Raw genomic sequence first — 24,687 nt, 5'->3', positions numbered from 1 at the left:
ACTGATAAATAATTGAATGATTAATTTGTGCTGTGCCACAAAAACAAAGAGCCCCTGATAAACAGGGGCTCTATTTCTAACGCTATGAATGTAATGAAGTAACTAAACTTCTTCAGCTAACTCTTGTGCTAGAGACTTAGGCTTATCATTTTGCGCAAAGCCACGTAAGCCCACTACATGTACATGCTCATGGTCTTTAAAGACTTTACGGACAAGCTTATAAGTCGTGCCTTTTTCTGGGCTGATGTTCTCAGGTGCTGCAATTAACAGCTGCATTCCTAAGCGGTCACATAGCTCGAATAAAGTTGAGATAGATTTCGCATCAAGTCGTGCGGCTTCATCAAGGAAGAGTAGACGACATGGCACGATATCTTTGCTACGTAAGCGGCGAGATTCTTCTTCCCAGCTTTGGATTACCATTAGTAGAATCGATTGACCAGTACCGATCGCTTCACCCGTCGATAACGCACCTGATTCTGCCTGCAGCCAACCATCTGAACCACGGTTCACTTCAACACTTAGTTCTAGGTAGTTACGGTAATCTAGTAGCTCTTCACCCAACACCTGAGGGGAACGCTGTCCCATGTCGATATGTGGATTCACACGTTGGAACAACTTCGCCATCGCTTCCGAGAAGGTAAAGCGTGAAGTCTCAAACAAATCTTTATGCTGTTCTTGTTGCGTTGCTAGGCCAGAAAGCAAGATCTCATGGCTTTCACGGATCTTCACGTTCAAACGAACGCCTTTCACTTGACCGAAGTAAATATTCGACAGGCCTTGGTTAAGCATGCGAATACGGTTTTGCTCACGCTGAATCGTCTTCTTGATGATGCTCGCAACCGATTCAGAGCTGATCGCTAAGCGGTTTTCACGCTGCGTTAGCTCTTCCGTTAGACGAGCTAGCTCCACTTCCATTTCTTCGATAGCTTCAACAGGATCATCTGTATGGATAATATCCTGACGAATTCGCTCACGAAGGTGCTGATACACAGCAATATAAAACAGTACTTTACGCTCTGGATGCGCGTTATCTTCCGATAGACGTAATGAATCACGTAAATCATCGTTATCCGCTACCGCTAAACGTAGCGCACCTAGTGATTTATCTGACATCGAGCGAAGCTCACCTGCCGACAGGTATGCGAGCTCACGTTTGTGTAAACGACGTTCAACATCATTTTCACGCGCTAAACGAAGTACAGAGCACCAACCCGCTTTAGCCGCCACGACGAAGGTACGAAGTTCAATGTACTCCTTCTGAACTTTCTTCAAGCGTTTAGCCAGACCTTTCATTTCAAGTTCTGTCGAAGTGATTGTGCGCTCGTATTCGCTCTTGCGGTTACGTGATGCATGCAAACGCTCTTGCAGCTCATCACGACGGCGTACAGCTCGCTCTTCTGAGCCTTCGTCCGCATTAACCCCAAACTCTTGCAACTCTTGCTTAAACTCTTGAACCGTTTCTAGCTTCGCTTGGTGTGAACTCTTCAATGCTGCCAATACTTGGTTGTATTGGTTCATTTGCTCACGAGCTTGCTTCAAGCCATCACGGCCTTTAGAACGAGCTTGCTCTGCCTGAACGAGTTTGCCTTTTAGCTGCTCGCTTAGCTCACTGCTCTTATTAAGTAGATCCACTGAATCTTGGTAAGCGAAGTAATGACGTCGTTCGATCAAATCCGACAACGCAAACATTTTAGTTTTCAACGCTTGTAACGCAGAATCAGCTTGCTGGTATTCTGTTTCCAGAGCTTCAAATTGCTCTGGATCAGCATCTAATGCAGAGACAATACCTTCTAACATTTCTAACGATTTAGAATGATTAGTAAGGAAAGATTTCGCCTCTGACAAGCGCTCTAATTGCGATTCAAGTTCAGACAAACGTTCAGTTAACGTTTCGTCTTCAATAATGCGCATCAGTGGTGCTAGCTTATCTAGCGTAGATAGAGCTTGCTTACTTGCTGCTAACTGGCTTCGTTGCTGTTGCTCTTTAGCGTTCAACTCTGAAATGGTACGACCAATGTTATTGCGTTTTTCACGTACGTTTGCCAATGCTTGTTCTGGATCGGCATCGAACGCGACTTGTAAGTGCTTAGCAACAAAGTTATTGAATGCTTGATACAAACGCTGAAGTTTTTGTGAATCAAATGCGGCCTTAGCGTGCTGCTCAACCACAATTTCACGTTCTTCACGCAGGCGTTCTAAACGCTGTTCACGTGCAGCACGGCCAAACAATGGAATTTCAGGGAAGCGCGAATAACGCATTTGACGATCATTAAGTTGAACGCATACCGCGCCTTCAAGTTCATCAGCATTGAATGAACTGTCATCAAACGCATCAACGTCACCCTCTAGAATATAAAGATCTTCTGGGCAGTCATCTAAGTCCACCAGCTTCTCTTTAATACCATCAAGATCCGACACGACAATCGCATGACGCGCAGGGCCGTACATAGCACTGAAATAAGGCGCATCATCTATCGTGATGTCGTCGTAAATTTCAGAAAGCAGTACACCACCCAATGTATCCGCCAAGCCTTTCAAACGTGGATCGTTTGAGCCACCCGGTGATGCTAAACGTTCAATTTCTTGCTCTAGTTCACCACGACGTTGAGACAATTTATCTTTAGCGATAGATTGTGTTTTCTCGTCTTGCAGAACTTGCTGCATTTGAGTCATCACCGCTTGGCTATCTTCTAGCTCGGCACCGCTCTGCTCTCTTAATTGTTCAAGCGCATCGTTCGCGGTGATCCATGCAGGAGCGACTGCTTCTAGTTTTTGGATCTGTTGAGTGAACTCTTGCTCTTGTCGGCGCTGCTCGCTTTTCGCTTCACGTAGCTCTTCTTGAGCAAACTCTAGAGTTTCGAGTTGCATCGCGTGGCGTTCACGTTCTTCTTCAAACGCCACTTCATCTGTAAGTGCAACGTTGTGCTGCTTTTGATACTCAGTCGCCAGTTGCTGGGCTTGGCGCTGCTGTGCACTATCGCGTTCCATATCACGATGTTGCGCACGCCATTGTTGCTCATTTTGAACAAGATGCTTAGCTTCGCGAGCTTTATTCAAAGCGTCCTTTGCGTATTGCGCTGCATCTCCACGAGCGATTTCGCCAACAATACTTTTAACTAACGCTAACGCTTTTTCAAATTGTGCGGATGCCGCAGAAGACATGTCTAACTTATGCTTCAGTGCGAGCAACGTTTGAGTGTTAGCTTCTTCTTGTGCTTTAAGCTCTGATACCAACGAAATAGCGCCTTCAGGCGTAATTGAAGGGTCTTCTAGCAGTGACTTGGTTTTTTCCAACGCTTGTACCGCTTGTTGGTACTGTAAAGCGCGAGTTTGCTGAACATCTAGCGCTTGCTGATAATCCGCTAGCTGAGTTTTCAGGCTATCTACTTCTTCTTCCGTGATTGTTGCTTGCTCTTCAGCAAGAAGCACGCGTTCCTGCGCTTCTTCAACAACCATCATCTGTTCTTCTAAACGCTCACTTAGCTCTTCTAGATCATCACTGTATCGAGCGATCTTTTCTTGCTGACGCAATGCAGTTTGAACGAGTTGCAAGTGATCTGAAGCCGCTTGGTAGTCTTGCTCCAAAGCAAATTCTTGATCAACTAAGATCTCTAGCTCTTCTTGAACACGATTCAGCAGGCTGTTTTGCTCTAGCAATGTTGTACGAGAACCAAATAGCTCGCCACGCAACTGCATGGTTTGATCTAACTTGTTACGACGGTCGTTCGCATGGCGCATATAATCTGCCGCTACGTAATTCGTCGATTCTGTGATCAGATGCTTGAATAAATCACGGTCAGCTTGCGTGGTTTTAATCGCTTCTAGCGTCATGCGGTTTTCGCGTAACGCCGATTCCATATCTTGGAACGCTTTCTTCACGCCACCGTTTTGAGGCAATAGGTAGTCACGTAATGAACGAGTGATCGCACTTGAAATACCGCCGTAAAGTGAAGCTTCTATCAGGCGATAAAACTTAGAACGATCGCTGCTGTTACGTAGTTTCTTCGGCACAACACCAAATTCAAACATTTGAGAATGGTATTCAACGATAGATGAGAACGCTTTGAAATGCGCGCCTTCGTATTGTGCAACGGCAGCCTTAACATCGTTTAGTTGGCATACGCGAGCATGATTGTCAGATACGTTTTCGATTAATACGTCTGTTGGTTTCACATGGCTTGGAAGCCCTTGAATAACAAACGGCTTAATGTCTACTTTCTTATCACGACCCGCAACTTGCTGTAACTTAACCGCAAATAACAGACGTTGATTACGCGAGTTCACGACATCTAATGCTGCATAACACGCGCCTGGCTGTAACTTACCGTAAAGCCCTTTATCACGAGACGACTGCGAGCTACCTGCTTCTGTTGTATTGCGGAAATGGAGCAAGCTTTGATCTGGGATCAAAGCTGTAATGAATGCTGCCATGGTCGTTGATTTACCCGCACCATTACCGCCTGATAATGTTGTTACCAAACCATCAATATCAAATGTACGTGCAAAAAAGCCGTTCCAGTTGATCATGGTTAGCGATTGATACTTACCTCTTTCAATCATGCTTCACCTTCCGCGGTTTTCTGCTCGTTTAGCATATCTGCTTCATTAAAAATATCTTGTTGGCTTTCATCCGTCAGTTCATCACTAGCGTCCGAACTTAACAAACTTCCTTGGTTCGGCTCAGGGGTGTGTACCACTGCTTCACCATCACGGATAAGACGCAGTTGAGCTTCTTTCATATCGTCGCCAACACGTACATCCGCACCAAAACGGAATACCGCTTCACTGATTCTAAATTTACCGGTTTCACCAATCGAAATGATCATGCCGATACGACGTAGACGACGAAGCGAAGTACGTACTTTTTCAAACAGCTTTTCTTTATCTAGATCAGAACCAGAAGCACGATTTGTCGCTAACTTCATTAACTTCTTCTCATCTGCCAGTGCAAGCATTTCTTCGTACAATTCTTGATTAGTGAAGATGCCTTCATGCGCTAAGCGCTCTGGGCTCAAATATAGGAAACACAGTACCTTACCGACCAGCATATCGAGTTCGGAAAGGACACTACGGCTGATCAGCGATGTAGAACGAGGGCGCAAATAAAAGAAGCCTTCAGGCGCTTTCACTAGCTCTGTGTTGTAGCGTTGATAGAAATGCGCTAATTCTGTTTCAAAGTCAGACAGTAACGCGTGGTTATCCAGGTCTTCACTTGATACGTGTTTACCCGCACGAAGCATGCTATCAAGTGCTGGAAACAGAGGGTTTGCGATCGCTTTAACCAGTTTTTCTGGCATGTAATCGTCAGTATTTGTTAATGACATTTGCTTGTACCTTTGCACCAAAATCGTTAATAGCCTGCCAATCGGGCTGAATTGCCTGATAGTCAGACGCTGAATAACCTAAGCGCACAGCTTGGTCGACAACAATTCTGGCTAAATCAAAATGGTGAGTTCGTGGGTGTTCAGCGAGGTAATCGCGTAGTACTAACCCAAGATCAATTGGTGAGCCCTGCTCTTTGTGAACTTTTAACATCGCAGCGATGCGTTCAGAAAGTTGATCGTTCACCTGTTCAAACTCTTCATACTCCACTTCTAATGGAGCTTGGCCTGTCACTTCGTCATCGCGAAGTACTAAGGCTTCGTCACGTAGATCGGTTAGCCTTTCTGCGTCTGCGTATGTTAGGTACCAAGGCGCATCAAAATAGTCCGTAACAGACTGACGTAGTCTTTGACTAAATGCGCGATTTTTATCCATATCGATCGCAGTACGGATAAACTTATGTACGTGACGGTCATAGCCGATCCAAAGATCAATAGCTTGCTGGCCCCAACTAGTAATGCGGTCGAGTTTCATCTGTAGTCCAAACAGAGTTTCCCCGACAAAATCTAGTTCGGTGTCGCCATAAACGATCTCTTGAATATCTAAAATTTGCGTTTGCAGTTCGTCACCGGCTGCCTGCAATGTATCTTGTAGTTCTTTCAGCGTCGCTGAAGTTTCAGATAACAAGGCTTCACAGTTATTGATCGCTTCACGCCAGTCTTTATTTAAAAGATCAGCAATCTGCTGTTTCACTGTTTGCTGCTGTTCATCCATGACCCTTTGGTTTAAATCAATCTGGTCAAAGATTTCGCCTACCGAATACTTAAGAACTCCGTATACGTTTTTCTTCCAATGCCCTGGCGTCCCACCTTTCTGAGCGGCTTCTATCGCTTTTGCCATTTCATCGGCAACCATAGTGAGCTGAATAGACAGCTTAAGCTTAGAAAATTGGCGGTGACGTAAGTAGTAATCTGTTATCCCAATAGCAAGCGGAGACAAGCGGTAGATGCTGGCGCCATCGGTAATTTCACTGGTAAAACGGCTAATGAGCTTTTGTTTTACCAGTTCATTAATAGCGTTGTTAGCTCGGAATGCAGATGCATCTCCAGTTTCTTCAAACATACGAGTGACAATAGTAAACGCATCATGCAGTTCACCTTCACCTAGTTCTTCATCAAACCTTTCATTGCTTAGTACAGCGACTGCAATTAAAAACGCCAGTCGTTCTGGCGAAAGGTTTAAAGCGAAATCGTGTTGCTTGACCCAGCCCACCAACTCATCAATCGGCTGCTCTTCGGCAGTTTGAGTCATTTCACTCATTGTTGTTCCTGTTGCTGTTTTAATACCGTACTCTTTAAAACCTTATCCATGTTTCTTTGCCCAAACATGAATATATCGACCTAAAGATAGGTATGGCTCTTGTCGGCACAATTGCTTTTCAAGGGCTAATACATCTTCAAATTCATAATCACCCATATACTCCATATTGCCTATGTAGTCACTAAACGAACGAATTCCTGATTTTCCCTGAATATCAAAACCAGCAGATTCGATCCACTGGTAAACATCTTCTGGCTTCAACCCTTTCTGTGGCTGCAGCTTAAATCTTTTTCTATGTGGCATGCCATTCAATACATGCGGGATATTGCCACAAATCACATTTTTCAATACAAGCCCGTGATGGTTATAGAACATAATGGACGCAACGCCACCTGGTTTGACTTGCTCCAGCAGTATATCTAATGCTTCTTTGGGATCCGCTAGCCACTCCATGACGGCATGAAACATCACCATATCGACCTTATCATCGAGGTGCTCTGCAATGTTTTGTACTGGGGAGTGGATCAGCCGATACTGCTCAAGCAACCCGTTCTTTTCAATGTCCTGCTCAGCTAAACTCAGCATTTCCGAAGATAGGTCACACAACGCCACGTGATGACCAAGAGCCGCTATCTTTTGCGACATTTGCGCCAACCCGCCGCCAGCATCCAGAATATTTAATGGCCTTGTTTCGGAAGGAACCTCACTTAATGCGAGCTCTAAATCTTCCCATACAATGATCTGACGAATCTCTCCTTTGTCAGAGCCGTAAATATTTTTTGCAAATTTGTGGGCAATATCGTCGAAATTACGGTCTTCAGTCACGGTTACTTGAGTTAATATATCCAATCGTGCCTGCTATTCTGTCACAGGAATTTCAGGAATAAAGAGGAGAACCCTCTTTTTACTACCAAGTGGTGTTTTTTCGGACTATTCGCATATGTTTGAGCTGAAAAAAGTAGTGTCATCTTTATTGATGCCGCTACCAGCAATGTTAATTCTCGCTTTTCTAGGCTTAGCCCTAGTTATGTTTACTACTCGTAGGAAGACAGGATGTCTTGTAATCTTGACTTCACTATGCGGTATTTTCCTTATTTCTTTCCAGCCCGTTTCTTCTCGTCTCCTTATGCCAATGGAAAGACAATATTCTGTTTTCTTACCAGTCGATAAGACCATCGACTTTGTAATGGTGCTTGGCAGCGGCCATGTGGTTGATGACCAGATCCCGCCAACATCAGAGCTTAGCCGCACAGGGCTAATGCGCTTAAGCGAAGGCATTCGCATTATGCGTATGTATCCTGGCGCTAAGTTAATTCTTTCCGGCTATGGCGGGGATACCCAAGTCAGTAACGCTCGAATGATGGCAAAAGTCGCACTGGCACTAGGTGTCTCTAAGCCCGACATTATTTTGCTAGAAACAGCAAAAGATACGTGGGAAGAAGCACGTCAAGCGGCAGCTTTCGTTCAAAACAAGAAAATTGTACTCGTTACTTCCGCTAGCCATATGGAAAGAGCACTAAATGAGTTCCAATCAGCTGGGGTCACTCCTCTCCCAGCTCCGACTAACTTCTTAGCTCATAAGAATCCGAATGGTTCATTCCCTAGCTATATGCCTAAAGCGGTCAATTTAGAACAAACCGAACGCTACTGGCACGAAACAATGGGGCTAATGTGGCAGCAGTTACGTGATTGGATAGATGTCGCGGAGCCTACCACCGCTGAATAGCTCACCAATATGCAGACACAAAAAAGCCGAGGATTACCTCGGCTTTTTTATTTTTGCTAACAAATATTAATCGCCAGCGAACATGTAACCTTCGCCATGAACCGTCACAAAAATTTGTGGATTCTTTGGGTCAAACTCCATCTTAGCGCGCATGCGACGAATCAATACATCAATAGTGCGATCATTAGGCGCATCCACTCGATGGCTGATCATATTCAAAATACGCTCACGACTAAGTACCTGATTAGGATACGACGATAACGCGACTAACAGCTCGTACTCGGCCTTAGTTAGCTTAACTGGTTCACCGTTCTTACTTAACGCACGGCGTGGAATATCAAACGTCCATTCGCCAAAACGTACAATGTTTTCGTTTGTGCTTTCTTCTACGGTTTGCTCAGAGACATTGCGTGCAGCGGAAATTCTCCACAACAGGTTTTTAACTCGAACCAGCAATTCACGAAGTTCAAATGGTTTGGTGACATAATCATCGGCTCCCATTTCTAGGCCAACAATCTTATCAATGCTATCCGTGCGTCCAGTAACCAAAATAATGCCAATATCTGATTGGCTACGTAGCTCTCTGGTCAGCATCAACCCATCTTCTCCTGGAAGGTTGATATCTAACATCACTAGATCGACATTATTGTTGTCCAATACGTCTCTCATTTGAGCTCCGCTTTCCGCTTCACTTACAGCGTACCCTTCATTTTGGAAGTAACCTACAAGTTTACTACGGGTTACCACATCGTCTTCAACGACTAATACGTGATAGCTCATCTACACCACTTTTCTTATTTAATAGTTTCACTGACTATTCTATTCATAACTAGTAACAATTCTAGTAGCAGCTATGATAAAAACCAGAAACCTGAACCTTTTTTGATGCAAGACAAGCTTAAACCTTGCTATTTAGCTGACTAAGCAATTCAATATACTGTTATAGCAACTCTGCGAAATACTTCGCTTAACTTTGCCTAGATCTAATTAGGAGCAAATAGATGCAAGAAACTAAAGCATTCAATGAGAAACGTGCTGAAATATACTGGTGGCTTTCAAGTTTGTTCGCCAAAGAGCTGACTCAAGAAGAATTAGATAACTACCACTCAGTTGAAATTCGCTCATTCTTATCTGGGCTTGGTGAGAACGATACGCTTAAGCCTTCTGTTGATTCATTAGTCGATGCTCTAAACCGCCTACAAACTCGAGAAGATGCACAACTTGAGCTCGCAGCAGATTTTTGCGATCTATTCTTAAAATCAGATAAGCACGGGGCTCTACCATACGCGTCTATGTACATCGGCGAATCAAAGCTTTTGAATGGCAAGCCTGCTCAAGAGATGGAAAAGATCATGGCGCAACATGGCGTTGGGGTGAATGAAGATTTAAAAGAGCCAGCCGATCATCTAGCGATCGAATTAGACTTTCTTGGTAATCTGATTATCCGCTCAAACGAGCTCGAACAAGAACGTCATATGGAAGATGCGTTTATCGAGCAAAAAACATTTATCGTCGAGCAACTTCAATCTTGGTTACCCCAATTCCAAGCTAAGTGCAGCGAGTTCGATACCTTCGGATTCTATTCAAGCGTGGCGTCTCTGCTAGTGGCATTCTGCGAGTTAGACTGCGATTACCTAACTGGCGAGTAATAATTTGTTTCCTTTCGGAAAGAAAAATAGCAAATAATTGTCACAATTCACCCAGAAAACTGGGTGAGTTGTATTGCGACTAGTGGTGAGTCAGTCTAAAATTGTGATCGCAAACGATAAAATATGAAACAGACTCAAAATGCCAAGATTGAATAAATTCAACATGCATTTTGGTGTTAATACAGGCCGCTCAATTCAGCGGTTTTTTGTTTTTTAACACTTTATACCGAAAGAGGCTTACCAAGATAAGTTTCTTAATCTGGTAGCTTTACGGCTACTTTGCTGCCCCCAGTTATGGGAAGAAGTAGCTACTAACAGGATAACACCATGGCCACAATTAAAGATGTCGCTCGACTAGCGGGCGTATCAACTACAACGGTTTCTCACGTAATTAACAAAACCCGTTTCGTTGCTGAAGCGACACAAGAAAAAGTAAACAAAGCGGTAGATGAATTAAATTACGCACCAAGCGCGGTAGCACGAAGCTTAAAATGTAATACCACTCGAACGATCGGTATGCTGGTAACTCAATCGACCAACCTATTCTTCTCTGAAGTTATCGATGGCGTAGAGAGTTACTGCTATCGCCAAGGCTACACACTAATTTTGTGTAATACTGGCGGTATCTACGAGAAACAACGTGACTACATCCGCATGCTTGCAGAGAAACGCGTAGATGGCATTTTGGTAATGTGTTCTGACTTAACAGAAGAACTACGAGAAATGCTGGATCGTCATTCAGACATCCCTAAAGTGGTCATGGATTGGGGCCCAGAAAGCTCACAAGCCGATAAGATTATCGACAACTCGGAAGAAGGCGGCTATTTAGCAACTAAGTATCTTCTGGATAAAGGTCACACTGATATTGCATGTTTAAGCGGTCACCTAGACAAAGCAGCTTGTAAAGAACGTATAGCCGGTTACCATCGTGCACTAAATGAAGCCAATATTGCAGTTAACGAAGATTGGATCATTGAAGGTAACTTCGAATGTGATACCGCTGTTATTGCAGCGGATAAGATCGTTGCTATGGATAAGCGTCCAACGGCTGTGTTCTGCTTCAACGACACTATGGCACTTGGCTTAATGAGCCGACTACAGCAAAAAGGCCTCAATATTCCAGACGATATTTCGGTTATTGGCTACGACAACATCGAGCTTGCCGAGTACTTCTCACCACCTCTTACGACTATTCACCAACCTAAACGTCGTGTGGGCAAAAACGCCTTTGAAATTCTATTAGAAAGAATTAAAGACAAGGATCACGAGAAGCGCGTTTTCGAAATGCACCCAGAGATTGTAGAAAGAAATACAGTTAAGAAACTTAACTAATTGTTTAATAAGTCGAAGCGTATAATTTTATGCGCTTCGGTCGTATTACGAAAATGCATCCAGTTGCATTTATCGCAATCAATTTATCGAAGCAATATCACACTTTCACATACATAGTGTGAGCTTTGTTCAACAAAAGCACTTATCCTATAAATGTCACGCACAGGGCAAATTACTTGAAAGAGTAAGACGCAAAGCTTCCGGCCTAACCTAATTAGCTTTTAGCAATAATAGCTTTTGGTATGGTAGCGGGGTTACCGATGGCAAAATGCAAGATTTACTCCTAACTGACAAAGTTTCATCATCATTTTGCTAATCTCTCGGACCTGATTATTTGGTGGCGTAATTCAAATACACCGAGATAAATAACATGGATAAACCAATACTAAAGGACTCGATGAAACTATTTGAGTCGCTTGGAAAAATAAAATCACGTTCGATGTTTGGCGGATTCGGCCTATTCGCTGATGAAACTATGTTTGCCCTTGTGGTAAACGATCACCTTCATATTCGCGCAGATAAACACACATCGAAAGAATTTGAACAACAGGGCTATCAGCCTTATGTTTACAAAAAACGTGGCTTCCCAGTTGTAACAAAATACTTTGCCTTAACTGATGATGTATCTGTAAATCAAGAGACTATCTTATCAATGGCGAAAACCTCTTTAGGTTATGCCAAAGAAGAGAAAGCCGAGCAATCATCCGCGAAACCAACTCGATTAAAAGATCTACCTAACTTACGCTTAGCAACAGAACGCATGTTGAAGAAAGCGGGCATCGACTCTGTCGAACAGCTTTATGAAACTGGAGCAGCCAAAGCGTATGATGCAATCCGACAGTCTCACTCTTCATCGGTAAGTCTAGAACTTTTATGGGCACTGGAAGGTGCGATAAATGGTACCCATTGGTCAGTGATCCCTCAGCAACGACGGGAAGAACTGATAACCCATATCAATTAGTTTCAATATTAAAGATTCAAAGCCACAATGTTCATTGTGGCTTTTTTTATATAAGCTTGAAATATAAATGACTGTTTACCTGTCTCACTATATTAGAAACACTCATTCAGAAACGAGAGGATGTATAAATGAGTAAAAAAATGATTTTGGGAATTGTATTGGTTGCAGTGATTGTTTTTCTAGGAATCAACTTTGGACAATACCTCACTCTCGAGAATGCGAAAGCACAGCAAGCATTACTCAATGAATCCATTGAGAATAATTTCTTAGTCGCGGCTGTGACTTACTTCGTTGCCTACGTACTTATCACTGCCTTTTCGATACCCGGGGCTGCTGTAGTTACCCTGCTAGGCGCTGCGTTATTCGGATTTTGGACCAGTTTAGCTTTAGTGTCGTTTGCAAGTACCATTGGCGCGACTCTAGCGTTTTTGAGCAGCCGATTCTTGTTAAAAGATTGGGTACAGAATAAGTTCGGAGATAAACTAGAGACTATCAATAAAGGCGTTGAAAAAGATGGAGCGTTTTATCTATTTTCGTTACGTCTAATCCCGGTATTCCCATTTTTCCTAATTAACTTGCTGATGGGTCTTACTCCTATCAAAGTTTCTCGCTACTACCTAACTAGCCAACTAGGCATGCTTCCAGGAACCGCGGTATATTTGAATGCGGGGACTCAATTAGCAGAAATCGACTCGTTGTCTGGTATTGTTTCACCATCAGTTTTAGTTTCATTTGCTTTGTTAGGTCTATTCCCAATCATTGCCAAATGGCTTATGTCAAAGTTTCGCTCACAACCGGTCGCTGAATAATGAAAATATTTGTCGCTAAGAATCCAGCCGAAGCTCATATCGTTTGTGGCTTACTGCAAACGGAAAATATTCAATGTGAGGTTCGTGGTGAAGGGCTGTTTGGATTAAAAGGGGAAATCCCCTTCTCTGACGATACTGACCCATATGTTTGGCTCGCAAACCCAGAGCACAAACTGGTAGCAGAAGCTATCGTCAGTGATTACCGAACTCAAAGTCTAGCAAGTAACACTACATCTTGGATTTGTGAAAGTTGTAATGAAGAAAATGAGCCCCAATTTGGGGCTTGTTGGCAATGCGGAGCTTCATCGCCTTTGTGATAGCAGCTAAGCTTCGATTTGCTTTTTGATGAAATCAATAGAGCGCTTGTTGAACTCTTCAGGCTGCTCTACATTACACACGTGGCCACAATCAGGGATTTCATGTAGCTCACTCGACTCATGTACCGCCACCATCTCTTTCACTGGTTGGATAAACATGTAGTCTCTTTCTCCCATCAAATACAACGTTGGAATAGGCAGTTCTCTGTCTTTAAAGTAGCGCATCAACGGGTTCACATCCGCTGTTAAAATGAACCAACGCTTAAACTCCTTTTGACAAAGCTTCTTCGCTTCTCGAATGAAAAGGTGTCTTGACTCTTTTTGGCTACGTTGCGGCATTACAATGTACGCAAAAAGACTGTAAAGCCACATATAAGGAATTATGTGCTTACTTAAGTTGCCCAATTGGACCAAGACTTGAGAACGGGTATTTAAACGTGTTACAGCGCCTCCCAGGACCATAGAGCGAACTCGTTCGGCTGCAAGCTCAGCAACGTTTCTCACAATGATCGTGCCGAGTGACATCCCCACAAAATGCGCTGAGCGAATTTTTAAATGATCCAGGACTTTTAATATGTCTAAAGTGACTGTTTTGAAAGTGTATCGATTACTAATTAGTTCTTTGAGAAATTGATTCGATTTCCCATGACCACGAAGGTCAATTAACAACAGATTAAAATGTTGCTTGTACGCTTTGATCTGTTTGAACCAAATGGATGAACTGCCACCAGCTCCGTGAACAAATACCACCCACTCATCGCTCGTTGGGTGTTGAAATGTTTTATGGAATAACAAAGCTTCAGTCATAATAATATTTTTATAATCGATACTAAAAAATTGAAGATGAAGACTATCACAATTCCTTACGTATAAAGTGATAACTCTGTCAATCAAACAATATCTTTGATGAATAGTAGTGGTGTATTTTGTACATTACTTCTTCAGTAATTCCTAGTTCCAATTTCGATAATTGACTGACATCTGACCACAAAAAAAGACGCGTATCAGCGTCTTTTTTTAAATGTTTCCAAGAAATACGTTTTAAAATGCAGTTTGATACATAGACAAGTATTCCTTCGCTGCATCATCCCAACTGAAATCTTGTTGCATTGCGTACAATTGTAAACGTTTAATTTCAGCCGGGGATTGAGCGTAAAGCAGTAAAGAGCGCAGTAACACGATCAACAAGGCTTCAGGTGTTGGTTCAATGAATGAAAAGCCTGTCGCTACCTCTGGGGTTTCATCGTAGTTATTAACGCTATCTTTTAGTCCACCAACTGCACGTACGATAGGTAGCGTGCCGTAAGCCATACTATAGATTTGATTCAACCCACAAGGTTCAAATTCAGAAGGCATCAAAAAGAAATCAGATCCGGCTTCTACCAAGTGCGCTAGATCATTGTTGTATGCTTCGATAAAGGCGAACTTGTCTGAATGCATTGCCGCGACTTCTTTTAACTGGCTCGCTAGAACAGGATCGCCTGTGCCTACTACCACTACCTGCAGATCATTTTTCAAGAACTGCTCGATAATTGGAAGCAAGTAATGCACACCTTTCTGGTTAGTCAGTCTACAAACCATACCATATACAGCACAATCTCTACTTGGGAGCCCTACCTTACTTTGCAAAGCTTGTTTACAAGCGTTTTTGCCACGAACCATACTTTGCTGAGTCGCTTTGTAGTTCTTAGGCAATGCACTATCAGTCTCAGGGTTCCAAGCACTGTAGTCACAGCCATTTAGAATACCAAAAAGATCGTCTGTTCGATGTTGGAACTCTCCAGCCATTCCATGACTACCGAGCTCTGTTTTTAACTCTTCAGCATAAGTTGGACTAACCGCATTGATCTTATCCGCGCACATAACGCCCGCTCTAAGCATAGTGACATGCGTGTCGCTTACCGCAGCCTCAGGAACATTACGGCTGTGCATTTCAGGTAAGTTTTGTACTTCGTCGTAACTAAACACACCTTTAAACACGGCATTATGGATGGAGATAACACTGCGCATGCCTTGATAAAACTCATCTTGGCTATAGCGAGCTTTTAGTAGATAAGGGACAAACCCCGTATGCCAATCGTTCGCATGCACGACATCTGGTTTGAAACCTAGTTTAGGTAACATATCTAAACTTGCGGCACTGAAAAACGAGAAACGTTCCCCATTGTCGGTATAGGCTTGGTTATTTTCCGCATACATTTCTGGACGATCGAAATACTTCGCACAATCAATAGCGAAAACTTCAACGTCATCTACATAGAGTTTTTTTACTTGATAAGCAGTATGAGGCCAGTGAGTAAGCTCTGTTGAAAGAATAACTTCTGCTGACTCAATATTTGAGATTTTACTGTAGGCAGGAATTGTAACGCGAACATCTTGTTCTAAGTTCTGTAGAGCTTTAGGCAGAGCCTTGGCAACATCAGCCAAGCCTCCACTTTTAATCAAACCTTCTACTTCTGACGCTACAAATAGTACCGAAAACGTCTTAGTAACCAACACGGGCTCCTTTAGGAATAACAACTACACCATCTTCTGAAACATGGTAATGCTTTTTGTCTTCCTGAAGGTTAACACCGATTTGTGTACCTGGTGCTATATCTGCATCTTTGTCGATAATTACACGACGTAACACACAACCTTCGCCTACTTTAACATCGCCTAGCAAGATGCTTTGGCTGATATCACAAGCTGATGCGATATTACTACGGAAACCTAGTACACACTTTTCAATACGAGAGCCACGAACCAAGCTACCGTTACAGACTAAGCTATCGATAATTTGTACACGCCCGTTGTCCGAGTCAGAGAAAGTAGCTGGTGGCAGTGGTGGATAGTAAGTATGAAGTGGCCATTTACGATTATACAGTGAGAAAGGAGCATCTTTCTCTAGTAAATCCATATGCGCTTGCCAGTAAGCGTCGATTGTACCAACATCGCGCCAGTACACTTCTTCTCGCTCACCTGTAATGCGGTTAGTGCTGAAATCATAAACAAACACATCTCCGCGAGGGAACATGTTTGGAATAATATCTTTACCGAAATCGTGTGACGAACCTTCTTTATCAGCATCTTCAATCAATTCAGCAAACAGGTTTTTCGCTTCAAAAACGTAGTTGCCCATTGATACCAATGCAGACTCAGGATCACCTGGAATAGGCTTAGGGTTCGCTGGCTTTTCTTCAAAGCCAATCATGCGCCCTTCGGCATCTACTTCGATAACACCAAACTCAGACGCTTCAGCCAATGGCATGCGAAGTGCTGAAACCGTTAACGATGCTTCTTTTTCTTTGTGGAAGTCAAGCATCTGCTTAATGTCCATTTTGTAGATGTGGTCAGAACCAAAAATACACACCTGCTCTGGCTCTTCCAGTTCCATAAAGCGGAGGTTTTGGTAAATCGCATCTGCAGTTCCTTCATACCAACGTTTGCCTGTACGCATTTGCGCAGGAATCGGGTCGATGAAACGGTCTGTAATTCCGCTGATATTCCAACCTTTTTTCATATGGTGGAATAGCGATTGTGATTTGAACTGAGTTAACACGTAGATCTTCATTAGATCGGCATTAACAAAGTTATTTAAAGCGAAATCAATTAGACGGTAGCTACCACCGAAAGGAACTGAAGGTTTACTACGGGATTCGGTTAAAGGACGTAAACGTGAACCTTCACCGCCAGCAAGAATCATTCCCAATACACCAGCCATTTTATTCTCCATATATTTATAGCTTGTCAGTTATTGATGTTTACAACGAGGAGGCCTCAGGGGACGTAAACACCAACTATGGTTTTCGGTACTTAGCAGATATTCATTTTGATAGGTGAAACAAAACTAAGCCAAACGTTGTAATATGTGCACTATTCTTTGCACTTTGTTTCTTATAATTTATCGATTTCTCTACCGAATTCAATTTTAAATACGCCATTCCGTGTTATTGGTATCAATTGCTTTTCTAACTCTTAAGCTAGCTCACACAACAAAAGCCTTAGCTTACAAGATATTAACAGCAACTAAACACAACCCTATACAAAGGCGATTTTGAAACTGAATTAGGATATTTAAAAGTCGTTACAGCAATGTGACACATATGAAACTACATTTACAGAGATTAATGTAATTTTAATTCAGTTTCGTCACCTAAATACACGAAACCACTGAGTCATCATTCAACATTTCAGCCATGAATATATAGACAAAAAAAAGCAGCCAATCGGCTGCTTTTCGTTTTTATTTTTCTTTTGGCTTTTTACGTTTGTCCGTGATTTCCCACTTACCGTCTATGTAAAGAGCTGTCCAACCCGATGGCTTACCATCACTCTCAGTACGTACGTAATTCTCTTTAGACTTACGGCTAAAACGAACGACTGTCGGCTTACCGTCTGGGTCTGCAACTGGAGCTGTCGTTAAGTACTGGAACTTAGGAGAAATTCTATCTTTAAATCGAACCAACTCTTCCACTAACGGAGCACGAGTCTCGCGCGATTTAGGGAAGTTACTCGCTGCCATGAATAAACCAGAAGCGCCGTCTCGCAATACAAAATACGCATCCGAGTTTTCACAAGGCAATTCAGGGAAATGTACCGGGTCTTCTTTTGGCGGCGCAACTTCACCGTTCTTAAGAATCTTACGAGTATTCTTACAGTCTTCACTCGTACAATCCATGTACTTACCAAAACGACCGTTTTTCAGAACCATGTCGGAATTACATTTGTCACACTCAACAACAGGGCCGTCATAACCTTTCACTTTGAATTCACCATGCTCAACTACATAGCCTTCACAGTTAGGGTTATTACCACAAACGTGCATTTTACGTTTGTCATCGATTAAGTAAGCATCCATCGCTGTTTCACAGATTGGACAGCGCTTTTTAGCGCGAAGTGCAGCCGTTTCAACGTCTTCTTCCAGAACGTTAATAATGCCTTCTTCATCACCTAGGTTAATCGTGGTTTTACAGCGCTCTTTCGGTGGCAATGCATAGCCTGAACAACCCAAGAAAACACCTGTTGAAGCTGTTCTAATACCCATTGGACGGCTACATGTCGGACACTCGATATCTGTCTCAACAATATGGTTAGGCTTCATACCACCAGACTCTTCATCTAAGTCTGCTTTCTCTAAGTCGCCTGTAAAATCTGTAAAGAAGTTATCTAGAACGCCTTTCCAGCTTGTTTCACCTTCCGCGATTTGGTCCAACTTTTGTTCCATTCGAGCGGTGAAATCATAGTTCATTAGGTCATTGAAGCTGCCATCTAGACGGTCAGTAACAATCTCACCCATTTTCTCAGCATAGAAGCGACGCTGTTCCACTTTCACATAACCACGATCTTGAATCGTTGAAATGATCGATGCGTAAGTAGATGGGCGTCCAATACCACGCTTTTCTAATTCTTTAACCAGCGCCGCTTCCGTGAAACGTGCTGGCGGCTTAGTGAAGTGCTGCTTAGGATCGAGTGTAACCAAATCTAACTTGTCGCCAATTTGCACTGAAGGAAGAATAGTATCTTCATTCTTGCCCATTGGACGTTGAACGCGAGTCCAACCGTCAAATTTCAGAATTCGACCTTTAGCTTTTAGAGTGTACTCTTCAGCTTTCACACTAATTGTTGTTGAATCGTATTGCGCTGGAGTCATCTGACAAGCAACAAACTGATTCCAAATAAGCGAATAAAGCTTGTGTGCGTCTGCATCTACGCCTTTAAGGTCATCAGATAGTACGTCTACACTTGATGGACGAATCGCTTCGTGAGCCTCTTGTGCGCCTTCTTTACTGCCATAAACCAGTGGTTTCTCAGGTAAATATTTACCTCCGAATTCACTGTTAATGTATTCACGAGCCGCGTCGACTGCTTCTGAACTTAAGTTCGTCGAATCAGTACGCATATATGTGATGTAACCTGCTTCATAAAGACGCTGAGCTAACATCATTGTTTTCTTTACGCCGTAGCCTAAACGAGTACTCGCAGCCTGTTGAAGCGTCGAAGTAATATACGGTGCAGACGGCTTACTTTTCGTTGGGCGGTCTTCACGTTTACACACTTCATACTTAGCTTTCTCTAGTACAGAAAGAGCCGAATTAGTTTGCGCTTCATTTTCTGGCTTGAAAGCGACTCCGTCTTTCTGAGCGACTTGTAACCTAAAGTCAGACTTATCCGTCGTTTTAGTATCGGCATGAATATCCCAAAACTCTTCTGGGATAAACGCATTGATTTCGCGCTCACGTTCAACTAGCAGCTTTACTGCCACCGACTGAACACGGCCAGCAGACAAGCCACGAGCTACTTTTTTCCAAAGTAATGGAGACACCATGAAACCCACAACACGGTCCATGAAGCGGCGTGCTTGTTGAGCGTTAACCCCATCCATATTCAACTCACCTGGAGTTTCAAATGCTTGCTGGATAGCGTTTTTTGTAATTTCGTTAAAAACAACTCGTTTGTATCGCGCTTCATCGCCACCGATGATCTCACGAAGGTGCCATGCGATAGCTTCTCCTTCGCGGTCCAAATCGGTTGCGAGATAAACATGGTCAGCGTCTTTGGCCAGTTTTTGTAGTTCCGCTACTACTTTTTCTTTACCCGGAAGGATTTGATAATTTGCATCCCAATCCTGATATGGGTTAATGCCCATCTTTTTAATAAGCGCTTTGCGGTCTTTTTCTTTCTTGATACGAGCCTTCTCTTCTGGGCTCATACCTTTTGTTGAAACTGCTGCGGCTTTCTTACCAGTGCTTTGACCTGCCGTTGGTAAGTCACGGACGTGACCTACACTCGACTTAACGACAAAGTCTTTACCAAGATATTTATTAATAGTTTTGGCCTTGGCTGGCGACTCCACTATAACGAGCGATTTACCCATAATTGACTCTAACGTCCTTAATCACGACGCTTAAACTCCAACTGAATATCATTTGGGTTTTTGCGCACGATGTTCTAATTTATTGCTTCTTTTTTTACTATTGTGCGAGATTACAAGAAGATCAACCGCTTTTTTCAAAATTGGATCTGATTGCTCGACAAATCGACGACTTACCAATGCAAGGAACATGGTAAAAGGCAGTAGCTCACCGCCCAATAATTATTGAAGTGTAGAACTGAAAACCCAGCAACACCCAATTAAGTTGCGCCTATACTATGCGTGTCATAGATTCAAACGCGAACTTCATTCAATGATTTTTGCCATAAATCACAAAATAATTTCTGTATATTCAAAAATGACAACGCTATGTGTTGTCATATCATTGAAACTTACGCTTGAATTCATACACTATCAGGCAATTGTTCCTCAGTGAGAAAAACAAATGACTGCTAAGAAGGCGATAACTGAATTCGATCTGCTATTAATCGCAAATCAGATAATTCAAGAGCACGACGATTACATTGAAGGTATGCGTGCAGACAGCGTTTCAGAAAAAGATGAGGTGCTCGTATTTAAAGGGGAATATTTCCTAGACGCAAACGGCCTTCCAACGGCTAACACCACAGCTGTATTCAACATGTTCAAGTACTTAGCACACCATCTTTCAAAAGAGTTTACGCTCACAAAGTAGTGCCCAGCTAAAGTAAAAAGCTTGCCAGAAGGCAAGCTTTTCTATTATTGACTCAGCATCTTTAGCTTATCAAAGTAATCAGGGAACGTTTTAGAGGTACACCCTGGATCATTGATCGTTACTGGCGTATCACTCAACGCAACCAATGAGAAACACATTGCCATACGATGGTCATCATATGTATCAATCTTCGCATGCGTTAATTTCTCAACCGGATTTACAATGATGTAGTCCTCACCTTCTTCTACATCAGCACCAACCTTGCGAAGTTCGGTCGCCATTGCAGCTAAGCGATCGGTTTCTTTTACACGCCAGTTATATACGTTACGAATAGCCGTCGTGCCTTTAGCAAACAGAGCAGTGGTCGCAATTGTCATCGCAGCGTCTGGGATATGATTGTAATCCATATCAATACCTTGCAGCTCACCACAACGAGAAATCACATAATCATCACCCCACTCAATTTCAGCGCCCATTTTTTCTAAAGCATCTGCAAATTGAATGTCACCTTGGATACTATTTTTGCCGATACCCGTTACCTTTATCTCGCCACCTTTGATTGCAGCAGCAGCCAAAAAGTAAGAAGCAGATGAGGCGTCACCTTCCACCAAAAAGTCACCTGGCGCTACGTAGCTTTGCCCTGCCGGGATAACAAACTCTTGGTAGTCCTTGTTAACAACTTCCACACCAAACTGCTTCATGATGTGCAGTGTAATATCGATATAAGGTTTTGAAACTAACTCACCTTCTATCTTAATACTCACTTCGCCTTCAGCAAGAGGAGCCGACATTAAAAACGCGGTTAAAAATTGGCTTGAAATAGAACCATCAATAGAAACCGAACCACTCTTTAACCCAGTGCCTTTAATCTTTAACGGTGGGTAGTTTTCGTTTTCTAAGTATTCGACGTCTGCGCCTGCGGTACGTAATGCATCAACTAGGTGCCCAATAGGGCGCTCCTTCATTCTTGGTTCACCAGTAAGTACGTACTCACCTTTGCCAAGGCACAATGCAGCAGCTAATGGGCGCATCGCGGTACCTGCGTTACCTAAAAAGAGTTCTAGCGCTTCATCAGATTTAAATGCTCCACCTAAACCTTCAACTTCACAAACCGTTTTATTGTCAGACAGTTTGTAGTTTACACCCAGCTTAGTTAACGCATTTAGCATATGGCGGATATCATCACTATCCAGCAGATTGGTTAATCGCGTAGTGCCTTTAGACAACGCAGCCAGTAGTAATGCACGGTTTGAAACACTCTTAGAGCCAGGAAGGTTAACTTCCCCACTCACTTTTTGAATTGGTTGTAACGTTAGGCTTTCCATTAAATGTAATAGTCCTTGCATCGCTAGCTCAGTTTTACTGTTTATTTAGACTAAGTGATAAAGCGATGAATAATTCTTCGTACTAGCAGACTATCTAAAATCAAACTCGAACTCCAGAGCTAATACGACGATAAAAGGTGAATATTTAAGCAACTAAACTGGCGATTATTCTAATAAGCCAAATCAACGCGTACGCCATCATTAAAATATAGGATTCTTACTTCATCCCCACGATTAAAAAGCATGTGTTTATCGGCGTCCTGAATAACATCGATAAGCTTACCGTTATCGGTCGCGATGAGAATTTCTACCAGTTTATACTCAACTTTATATTGGGTATTGGCTCTGTTCCTCGCAACACCTGCGCCAGCAACCGCACCAACAGCGGTCGCGACTTCTTTACCTGTACCGCCACCGAATTGATTGCCAATTAAGCCACCAACCGCTGCGCCAAGTAATGTTTCCCAGCCACTTGCCTGAGATTGAACGATTTCTTGCTGAGTAATGTATCTGACAGAGTCCACTTTCCCGTAGACGACTTCATTCACTTGCCTTGCTTGGTTTCTGTTGTAAGCTGCATTTGCGAACAAAGGCAAAACAAGTAAAATCCACAACAATTTCTTCATAATGATTCTCCAAATGCCTTTTTAGGCTGGTTTACTATGACTATATACCTTACAGAGCTAGACGCTAACAGTATCGAATTCCCCTCCCCTTTCGACGCATTAGACGACCCTAATGGTTTACTCGCATTTGGTGGGGATTTGTCTTCAGAGCGAATACTCAACGCATACAGTCATGGTATTTTCCCTTGGTATGGCCCAGGCGAGCCTATCCTTTGGTGGAGTCCATCACCAAGGGCTGTCTTTGATCCTAAGACCTTTAAACCATCAAAAAGTCTCAAAAAGTTTCAAAGAAAGACAGGTTATTCAGTTAGTATCAATAAAGCTACATCCAAGGTTATCCAATTATGCTCTTCACTACGACCAGCAGAAGAAACGTGGCTTAATGATGAAATGCAGCAAGCCTATATTGAATTAGCGGGACAAGGCCATTGCCACTCTGTAGAAGTTTGGCAAAATCAAGAGCTTGTTGGCGGACTCTATGGCATAAAACGCGGGCAAATTTTTTGTGGTGAGTCGATGTTTAGCTTACAGACAAACGCTTCTAAAATCGCTCTGTGGTACTTTTGCGAGCACTTCACTTCCCACCAAGGTCAACTCATCGACTGTCAGGTAATGAACCCACACCTTGAATCTTTGGGTGCTCATGAGCTTGAACGCGAAGAGTTTTTCGATTCGTTGCTATCCTTTAAAGAAAAAGCACTCACTGAAGGTTGTTTTGAACCACAATGGCTAAAGGTTTGATCTAAATGAATCAAGATTTACACCAAATCAAAATCGGACTAACTGATAACCACTCATGTAGCTATTTGCCTGAACGTCAGGAGCGTGTTGCTGTTGCTTTGGATACAAGTATGCACACACCAGATAACTACGAAGTACTTCTTGCTAATGGATTTCGTCGAAGTGGTGAAACAATTTACAAACCTCACTGTGACCAATGCCGAGCCTGCCATGCTATTAGAGTATCAATAGCTGACTTTAAACTCTCAAAAAGCCAGAAACGAGTCTTAAACAAAGCGAAATCGTTCCGGTGGGAAATGAAAAGTGAGATGGACTCTAATTGGTTCGATTTATATAGCGAGTATATTTCAGAACGCCATCGTAACGGGACTATGTACCCGCCAAAGAAAAAAGAATTTGAACAGTTCTCAACAAACGATTGGTTGTCGACTCAATTTCTACATATATATGAAGATACTAGGCTGATAGCTATCGCCGTCACAGATATTATGGAACACAGTACTAGCGCATTCTATACCTTCTTTGCCCCAGACATTGATTTATCACTAGGTACACTCGCTGTGCTCCTTCAGATCCAATATAGCCAAAATACCAACAAACACTGGCTATATTTGGGCTATCAGATCGATGAATGCCCAGCTATGAACTATAAAGTGCGATTTCAACGTCATCAAAGGCTAGTAAATCAGCGGTGGCAAGGGTAGAATACGCGACAACTTTACATATTTAGCTTTTAACGGCACAATCAGCCCGTTAAAAACCGCCAAGTTTCGAAAGAGGATTAAATGGCTAAAGAAGACGTAATTGAGATGCAAGGCACTGTCCTTGATACTCTACCAAACACAATGTTCCGTGTTGAGCTTGAAAATGGTCACGTTGTGACAGCTCACATCTCTGGTAAAATGCGTAAGAACTACATCCGTATTCTTACTGGTGACAAAGTAACTGTTGAGATGACACCGTACGATCTTTCTAAAGGTCGCATCGTCTTCCGCGCTCGTTAATTTCTAAT

The 24,687-nt window shown here is 42.8% G+C and carries 21 protein-coding genes and 1 riboswitch; of the genes, 10 read left to right on the top strand and 11 right to left on the bottom strand.

Features of this window, described 5'->3' with window-relative positions; genetic code table 11:
* Positions 1 to 102: 102 nt before the first annotated feature.
* From mukB to cmoM, 4 genes are read right to left on the bottom strand one after another with little or no spacing between them, the layout of a single operon-like run.
* Positions 103 to 4,560: a chromosome partition protein MukB gene (gene mukB, locus ELZ11_RS13020; protein WP_137357844.1), complete on the bottom strand. Its 4,458-nt coding sequence runs from the start codon at positions 4,558 to 4,560 to the stop codon at positions 103 to 105.
* Entirely contained in the window at positions 4,557 to 5,324 is a 768-nt protein-coding gene (gene mukE, locus ELZ11_RS13015) for a chromosome partition protein MukE (protein ID WP_137357843.1), read from the bottom strand. Before mukE ends, mukB begins: the two co-directional genes overlap by 4 nt.
* Positions 5,305 to 6,642 carry a chromosome partition protein MukF gene (mukF, locus tag ELZ11_RS13010; protein ID WP_137357842.1) on the bottom strand — a complete coding sequence of 446 codons (1,338 nt, stop codon included), beginning with the start codon at positions 6,640 to 6,642 and terminating at the stop codon, positions 5,305 to 5,307. The genes mukE and mukF overlap by 20 nt, the downstream gene beginning before the upstream one ends.
* A 42-nt stretch (positions 6,643 to 6,684) precedes the next feature.
* Positions 6,685 to 7,467, bottom strand: coding sequence for a tRNA uridine 5-oxyacetic acid(34) methyltransferase CmoM (gene cmoM / locus ELZ11_RS13005; protein ID WP_137357960.1), 783 nt, complete (start codon positions 7,465 to 7,467; stop codon positions 6,685 to 6,687).
* A gap of 115 nt (positions 7,468 to 7,582) precedes the next feature.
* On the opposite strand from cmoM, the gene elyC reads away from it, so the two are divergent.
* Positions 7,583 to 8,368: an envelope biogenesis factor ElyC gene (gene elyC / locus ELZ11_RS13000; protein WP_137357841.1), complete on the top strand. Its 786-nt coding sequence runs from the start codon at positions 7,583 to 7,585 to the stop codon at positions 8,366 to 8,368.
* 66 nt (positions 8,369 to 8,434) lie between these two features.
* On the opposite strand, the gene torR is transcribed toward elyC, so the two are convergent.
* Positions 8,435 to 9,148, bottom strand: coding sequence for a two-component system response regulator TorR (gene torR, locus ELZ11_RS12995; RefSeq protein ID WP_137357840.1), 714 nt, complete (start codon positions 9,146 to 9,148; stop codon positions 8,435 to 8,437).
* A 221-nt stretch (positions 9,149 to 9,369) separates the two neighbouring features.
* On the opposite strand from torR, the gene torD reads away from it, so the two are divergent.
* The 5 genes from torD (at position 9,370) to ELZ11_RS12970 (ending at position 13,436) form a co-directional block, all read left to right on the top strand.
* A complete protein-coding gene (gene torD, locus ELZ11_RS12990; protein WP_137357839.1) occupies positions 9,370 to 10,017 on the top strand; it encodes a molecular chaperone TorD in 648 nt (215 codons plus the stop codon).
* A gap of 327 nt (positions 10,018 to 10,344) precedes the next feature.
* Complete coding sequence (gene purR, locus ELZ11_RS12985) at positions 10,345 to 11,349, top strand: HTH-type transcriptional repressor PurR (RefSeq protein WP_137357838.1); 1,005 nt, start codon at positions 10,345 to 10,347, stop codon at positions 11,347 to 11,349.
* A 156-nt stretch (positions 11,350 to 11,505) separates the two neighbouring features.
* A riboswitch (cyclic di-GMP riboswitch) is annotated at positions 11,506 to 11,611 on the top strand.
* Between the two features lie 108 nt (positions 11,612 to 11,719).
* Positions 11,720 to 12,310: a TfoX/Sxy family DNA transformation protein gene (locus ELZ11_RS12980; RefSeq protein ID WP_137357837.1), complete on the top strand. Its 591-nt coding sequence runs from the start codon at positions 11,720 to 11,722 to the stop codon at positions 12,308 to 12,310.
* A 128-nt stretch (positions 12,311 to 12,438) separates the two neighbouring features.
* Entirely contained in the window at positions 12,439 to 13,119 is a 681-nt protein-coding gene (locus tag ELZ11_RS12975) for a TVP38/TMEM64 family protein (RefSeq protein WP_137357836.1), read from the top strand.
* Positions 13,119 to 13,436, top strand: coding sequence for a putative signal transducing protein (locus ELZ11_RS12970; RefSeq protein WP_137357835.1), 318 nt, complete (start codon positions 13,119 to 13,121; stop codon positions 13,434 to 13,436). The genes ELZ11_RS12975 and ELZ11_RS12970 overlap by 1 nt, the downstream gene beginning before the upstream one ends.
* Before the next feature lie 6 nt (positions 13,437 to 13,442).
* Here ELZ11_RS12970 and ELZ11_RS12965 read toward each other — a convergent pair whose 3' ends face one another.
* The 4 genes from ELZ11_RS12965 to topA all read right to left on the bottom strand — a co-directional run bounded on the left by ELZ11_RS12965 (position 13,443) and on the right by topA (position 20,292).
* Complete coding sequence (locus tag ELZ11_RS12965; protein WP_137357834.1) at positions 13,443 to 14,243, bottom strand: alpha/beta fold hydrolase; 801 nt, start codon at positions 14,241 to 14,243, stop codon at positions 13,443 to 13,445.
* Between the two features lie 234 nt (positions 14,244 to 14,477).
* The gene (gene glgA / locus ELZ11_RS12960) at positions 14,478 to 15,932 is read right to left on the bottom strand and encodes a glycogen synthase GlgA (RefSeq protein ID WP_137357833.1); all 1,455 of its coding nucleotides are present in this window, start codon (positions 15,930 to 15,932) and stop codon (positions 14,478 to 14,480) included.
* Positions 15,922 to 17,151 (bottom strand): glucose-1-phosphate adenylyltransferase, encoded by a 1,230-nt coding sequence (glgC, locus tag ELZ11_RS12955; RefSeq protein ID WP_137357832.1) that lies wholly within the window; start codon positions 17,149 to 17,151, stop codon positions 15,922 to 15,924. The genes glgA and glgC overlap by 11 nt, the downstream gene beginning before the upstream one ends.
* Before the next feature lie 510 nt (positions 17,152 to 17,661).
* Entirely contained in the window at positions 17,662 to 20,292 is a 2,631-nt protein-coding gene (topA, locus tag ELZ11_RS12950; RefSeq protein ID WP_137357831.1) for a type I DNA topoisomerase, read from the bottom strand.
* Positions 20,293 to 20,734: 442 nt separating this feature from the next.
* Between topA and ELZ11_RS12945 the strand changes: the two genes are divergently transcribed.
* A complete protein-coding gene (locus tag ELZ11_RS12945) occupies positions 20,735 to 20,983 on the top strand; it encodes a YciN family protein (protein WP_137357830.1) in 249 nt (82 codons plus the stop codon).
* Positions 20,984 to 21,027: 44 nt separating this feature from the next.
* On the opposite strand, the gene aroA is transcribed toward ELZ11_RS12945, so the two are convergent.
* Together aroA and ELZ11_RS12935 are read right to left on the bottom strand one after the other, a co-directional pair.
* Positions 21,028 to 22,308 carry a 3-phosphoshikimate 1-carboxyvinyltransferase gene (gene aroA / locus ELZ11_RS12940; RefSeq protein ID WP_137357959.1) on the bottom strand — a complete coding sequence of 427 codons (1,281 nt, stop codon included), beginning with the start codon at positions 22,306 to 22,308 and terminating at the stop codon, positions 21,028 to 21,030.
* Positions 22,309 to 22,478: 170 nt separating this feature from the next.
* Positions 22,479 to 22,934, bottom strand: a complete 456-nt coding sequence (locus ELZ11_RS12935; RefSeq protein WP_137357829.1) for an outer membrane lipoprotein — start codon at positions 22,932 to 22,934, stop codon at positions 22,479 to 22,481.
* A 36-nt stretch (positions 22,935 to 22,970) separates the two neighbouring features.
* Between ELZ11_RS12935 and aat the strand changes: the two genes are divergently transcribed.
* The 3 genes from aat to infA all read left to right on the top strand — a co-directional run bounded on the left by aat (position 22,971) and on the right by infA (position 24,679).
* Positions 22,971 to 23,675, top strand: a complete 705-nt coding sequence (gene aat / locus ELZ11_RS12930; RefSeq protein WP_137357828.1) for a leucyl/phenylalanyl-tRNA--protein transferase — start codon at positions 22,971 to 22,973, stop codon at positions 23,673 to 23,675.
* Positions 23,676 to 23,680: 5 nt separating this feature from the next.
* Positions 23,681 to 24,379, top strand: a complete 699-nt coding sequence (locus ELZ11_RS12925) for an arginyltransferase (protein ID WP_137357827.1) — start codon at positions 23,681 to 23,683, stop codon at positions 24,377 to 24,379.
* Between the two features lie 81 nt (positions 24,380 to 24,460).
* Positions 24,461 to 24,679: a translation initiation factor IF-1 gene (infA, locus tag ELZ11_RS12920; protein WP_001040192.1), complete on the top strand. Its 219-nt coding sequence runs from the start codon at positions 24,461 to 24,463 to the stop codon at positions 24,677 to 24,679.
* Positions 24,680 to 24,687 lie beyond the last annotated feature (8 nt).

The sequence above is a fragment of the Vibrio profundi genome (genome assembly GCF_005281835.1).
Lineage (GTDB): Bacteria > Pseudomonadota > Gammaproteobacteria > Enterobacterales > Vibrionaceae > Vibrio > Vibrio profundi.
Note: the sequence above shows the minus strand (reverse complement) of the source record. Positions and strands in the feature narration are given on the sequence as shown.

Bases quoted from the DNA above. Each gene is read 5' to 3' on its own strand.
- mukB (WP_137357844.1), bottom strand. From the start codon at position 4,560: ATGATTGAAAGAGGTAAGTATCAATCGCTAACCATGATCAACTGGAAC.
- mukE (WP_137357843.1), bottom strand. From the start codon at position 5,324: ATGTCATTAACAAATACTGACGATTACATGCCAGAAAAACTGGTTAAA.
- mukF (WP_137357842.1), bottom strand. From the start codon at position 6,642: ATGAGTGAAATGACTCAAACTGCCGAAGAGCAGCCGATTGATGAGTTG.
- elyC (WP_137357841.1), top strand. From the start codon at position 7,583: ATGTTTGAGCTGAAAAAAGTAGTGTCATCTTTATTGATGCCGCTACCA.
- torR (WP_137357840.1), bottom strand. From the start codon at position 9,148: ATGAGCTATCACGTATTAGTCGTTGAAGACGATGTGGTAACCCGTAGT.
- torD (WP_137357839.1), top strand. From the start codon at position 9,370: ATGCAAGAAACTAAAGCATTCAATGAGAAACGTGCTGAAATATACTGG.
- purR (WP_137357838.1), top strand. From the start codon at position 10,345: ATGGCCACAATTAAAGATGTCGCTCGACTAGCGGGCGTATCAACTACA.
- ELZ11_RS12980 (WP_137357837.1), top strand. From the start codon at position 11,720: ATGGATAAACCAATACTAAAGGACTCGATGAAACTATTTGAGTCGCTT.
- ELZ11_RS12975 (WP_137357836.1), top strand. From the start codon at position 12,439: ATGAGTAAAAAAATGATTTTGGGAATTGTATTGGTTGCAGTGATTGTT.
- ELZ11_RS12970 (WP_137357835.1), top strand. From the start codon at position 13,119: ATGAAAATATTTGTCGCTAAGAATCCAGCCGAAGCTCATATCGTTTGT.
- ELZ11_RS12965 (WP_137357834.1), bottom strand. From the start codon at position 14,243: ATGACTGAAGCTTTGTTATTCCATAAAACATTTCAACACCCAACGAGC.
- glgC (WP_137357832.1), bottom strand. From the start codon at position 17,151: ATGGAGAATAAAATGGCTGGTGTATTGGGAATGATTCTTGCTGGCGGT.
- topA (WP_137357831.1), bottom strand. From the start codon at position 20,292: ATGGGTAAATCGCTCGTTATAGTGGAGTCGCCAGCCAAGGCCAAAACT.
- ELZ11_RS12945 (WP_137357830.1), top strand. From the start codon at position 20,735: ATGACTGCTAAGAAGGCGATAACTGAATTCGATCTGCTATTAATCGCA.
- aroA (WP_137357959.1), bottom strand. From the start codon at position 22,308: ATGGAAAGCCTAACGTTACAACCAATTCAAAAAGTGAGTGGGGAAGTT.
- ELZ11_RS12935 (WP_137357829.1), bottom strand. From the start codon at position 22,934: ATGAAGAAATTGTTGTGGATTTTACTTGTTTTGCCTTTGTTCGCAAAT.
- aat (WP_137357828.1), top strand. From the start codon at position 22,971: ATGACTATATACCTTACAGAGCTAGACGCTAACAGTATCGAATTCCCC.
- ELZ11_RS12925 (WP_137357827.1), top strand. From the start codon at position 23,681: ATGAATCAAGATTTACACCAAATCAAAATCGGACTAACTGATAACCAC.
- infA (WP_001040192.1), top strand. From the start codon at position 24,461: ATGGCTAAAGAAGACGTAATTGAGATGCAAGGCACTGTCCTTGATACT.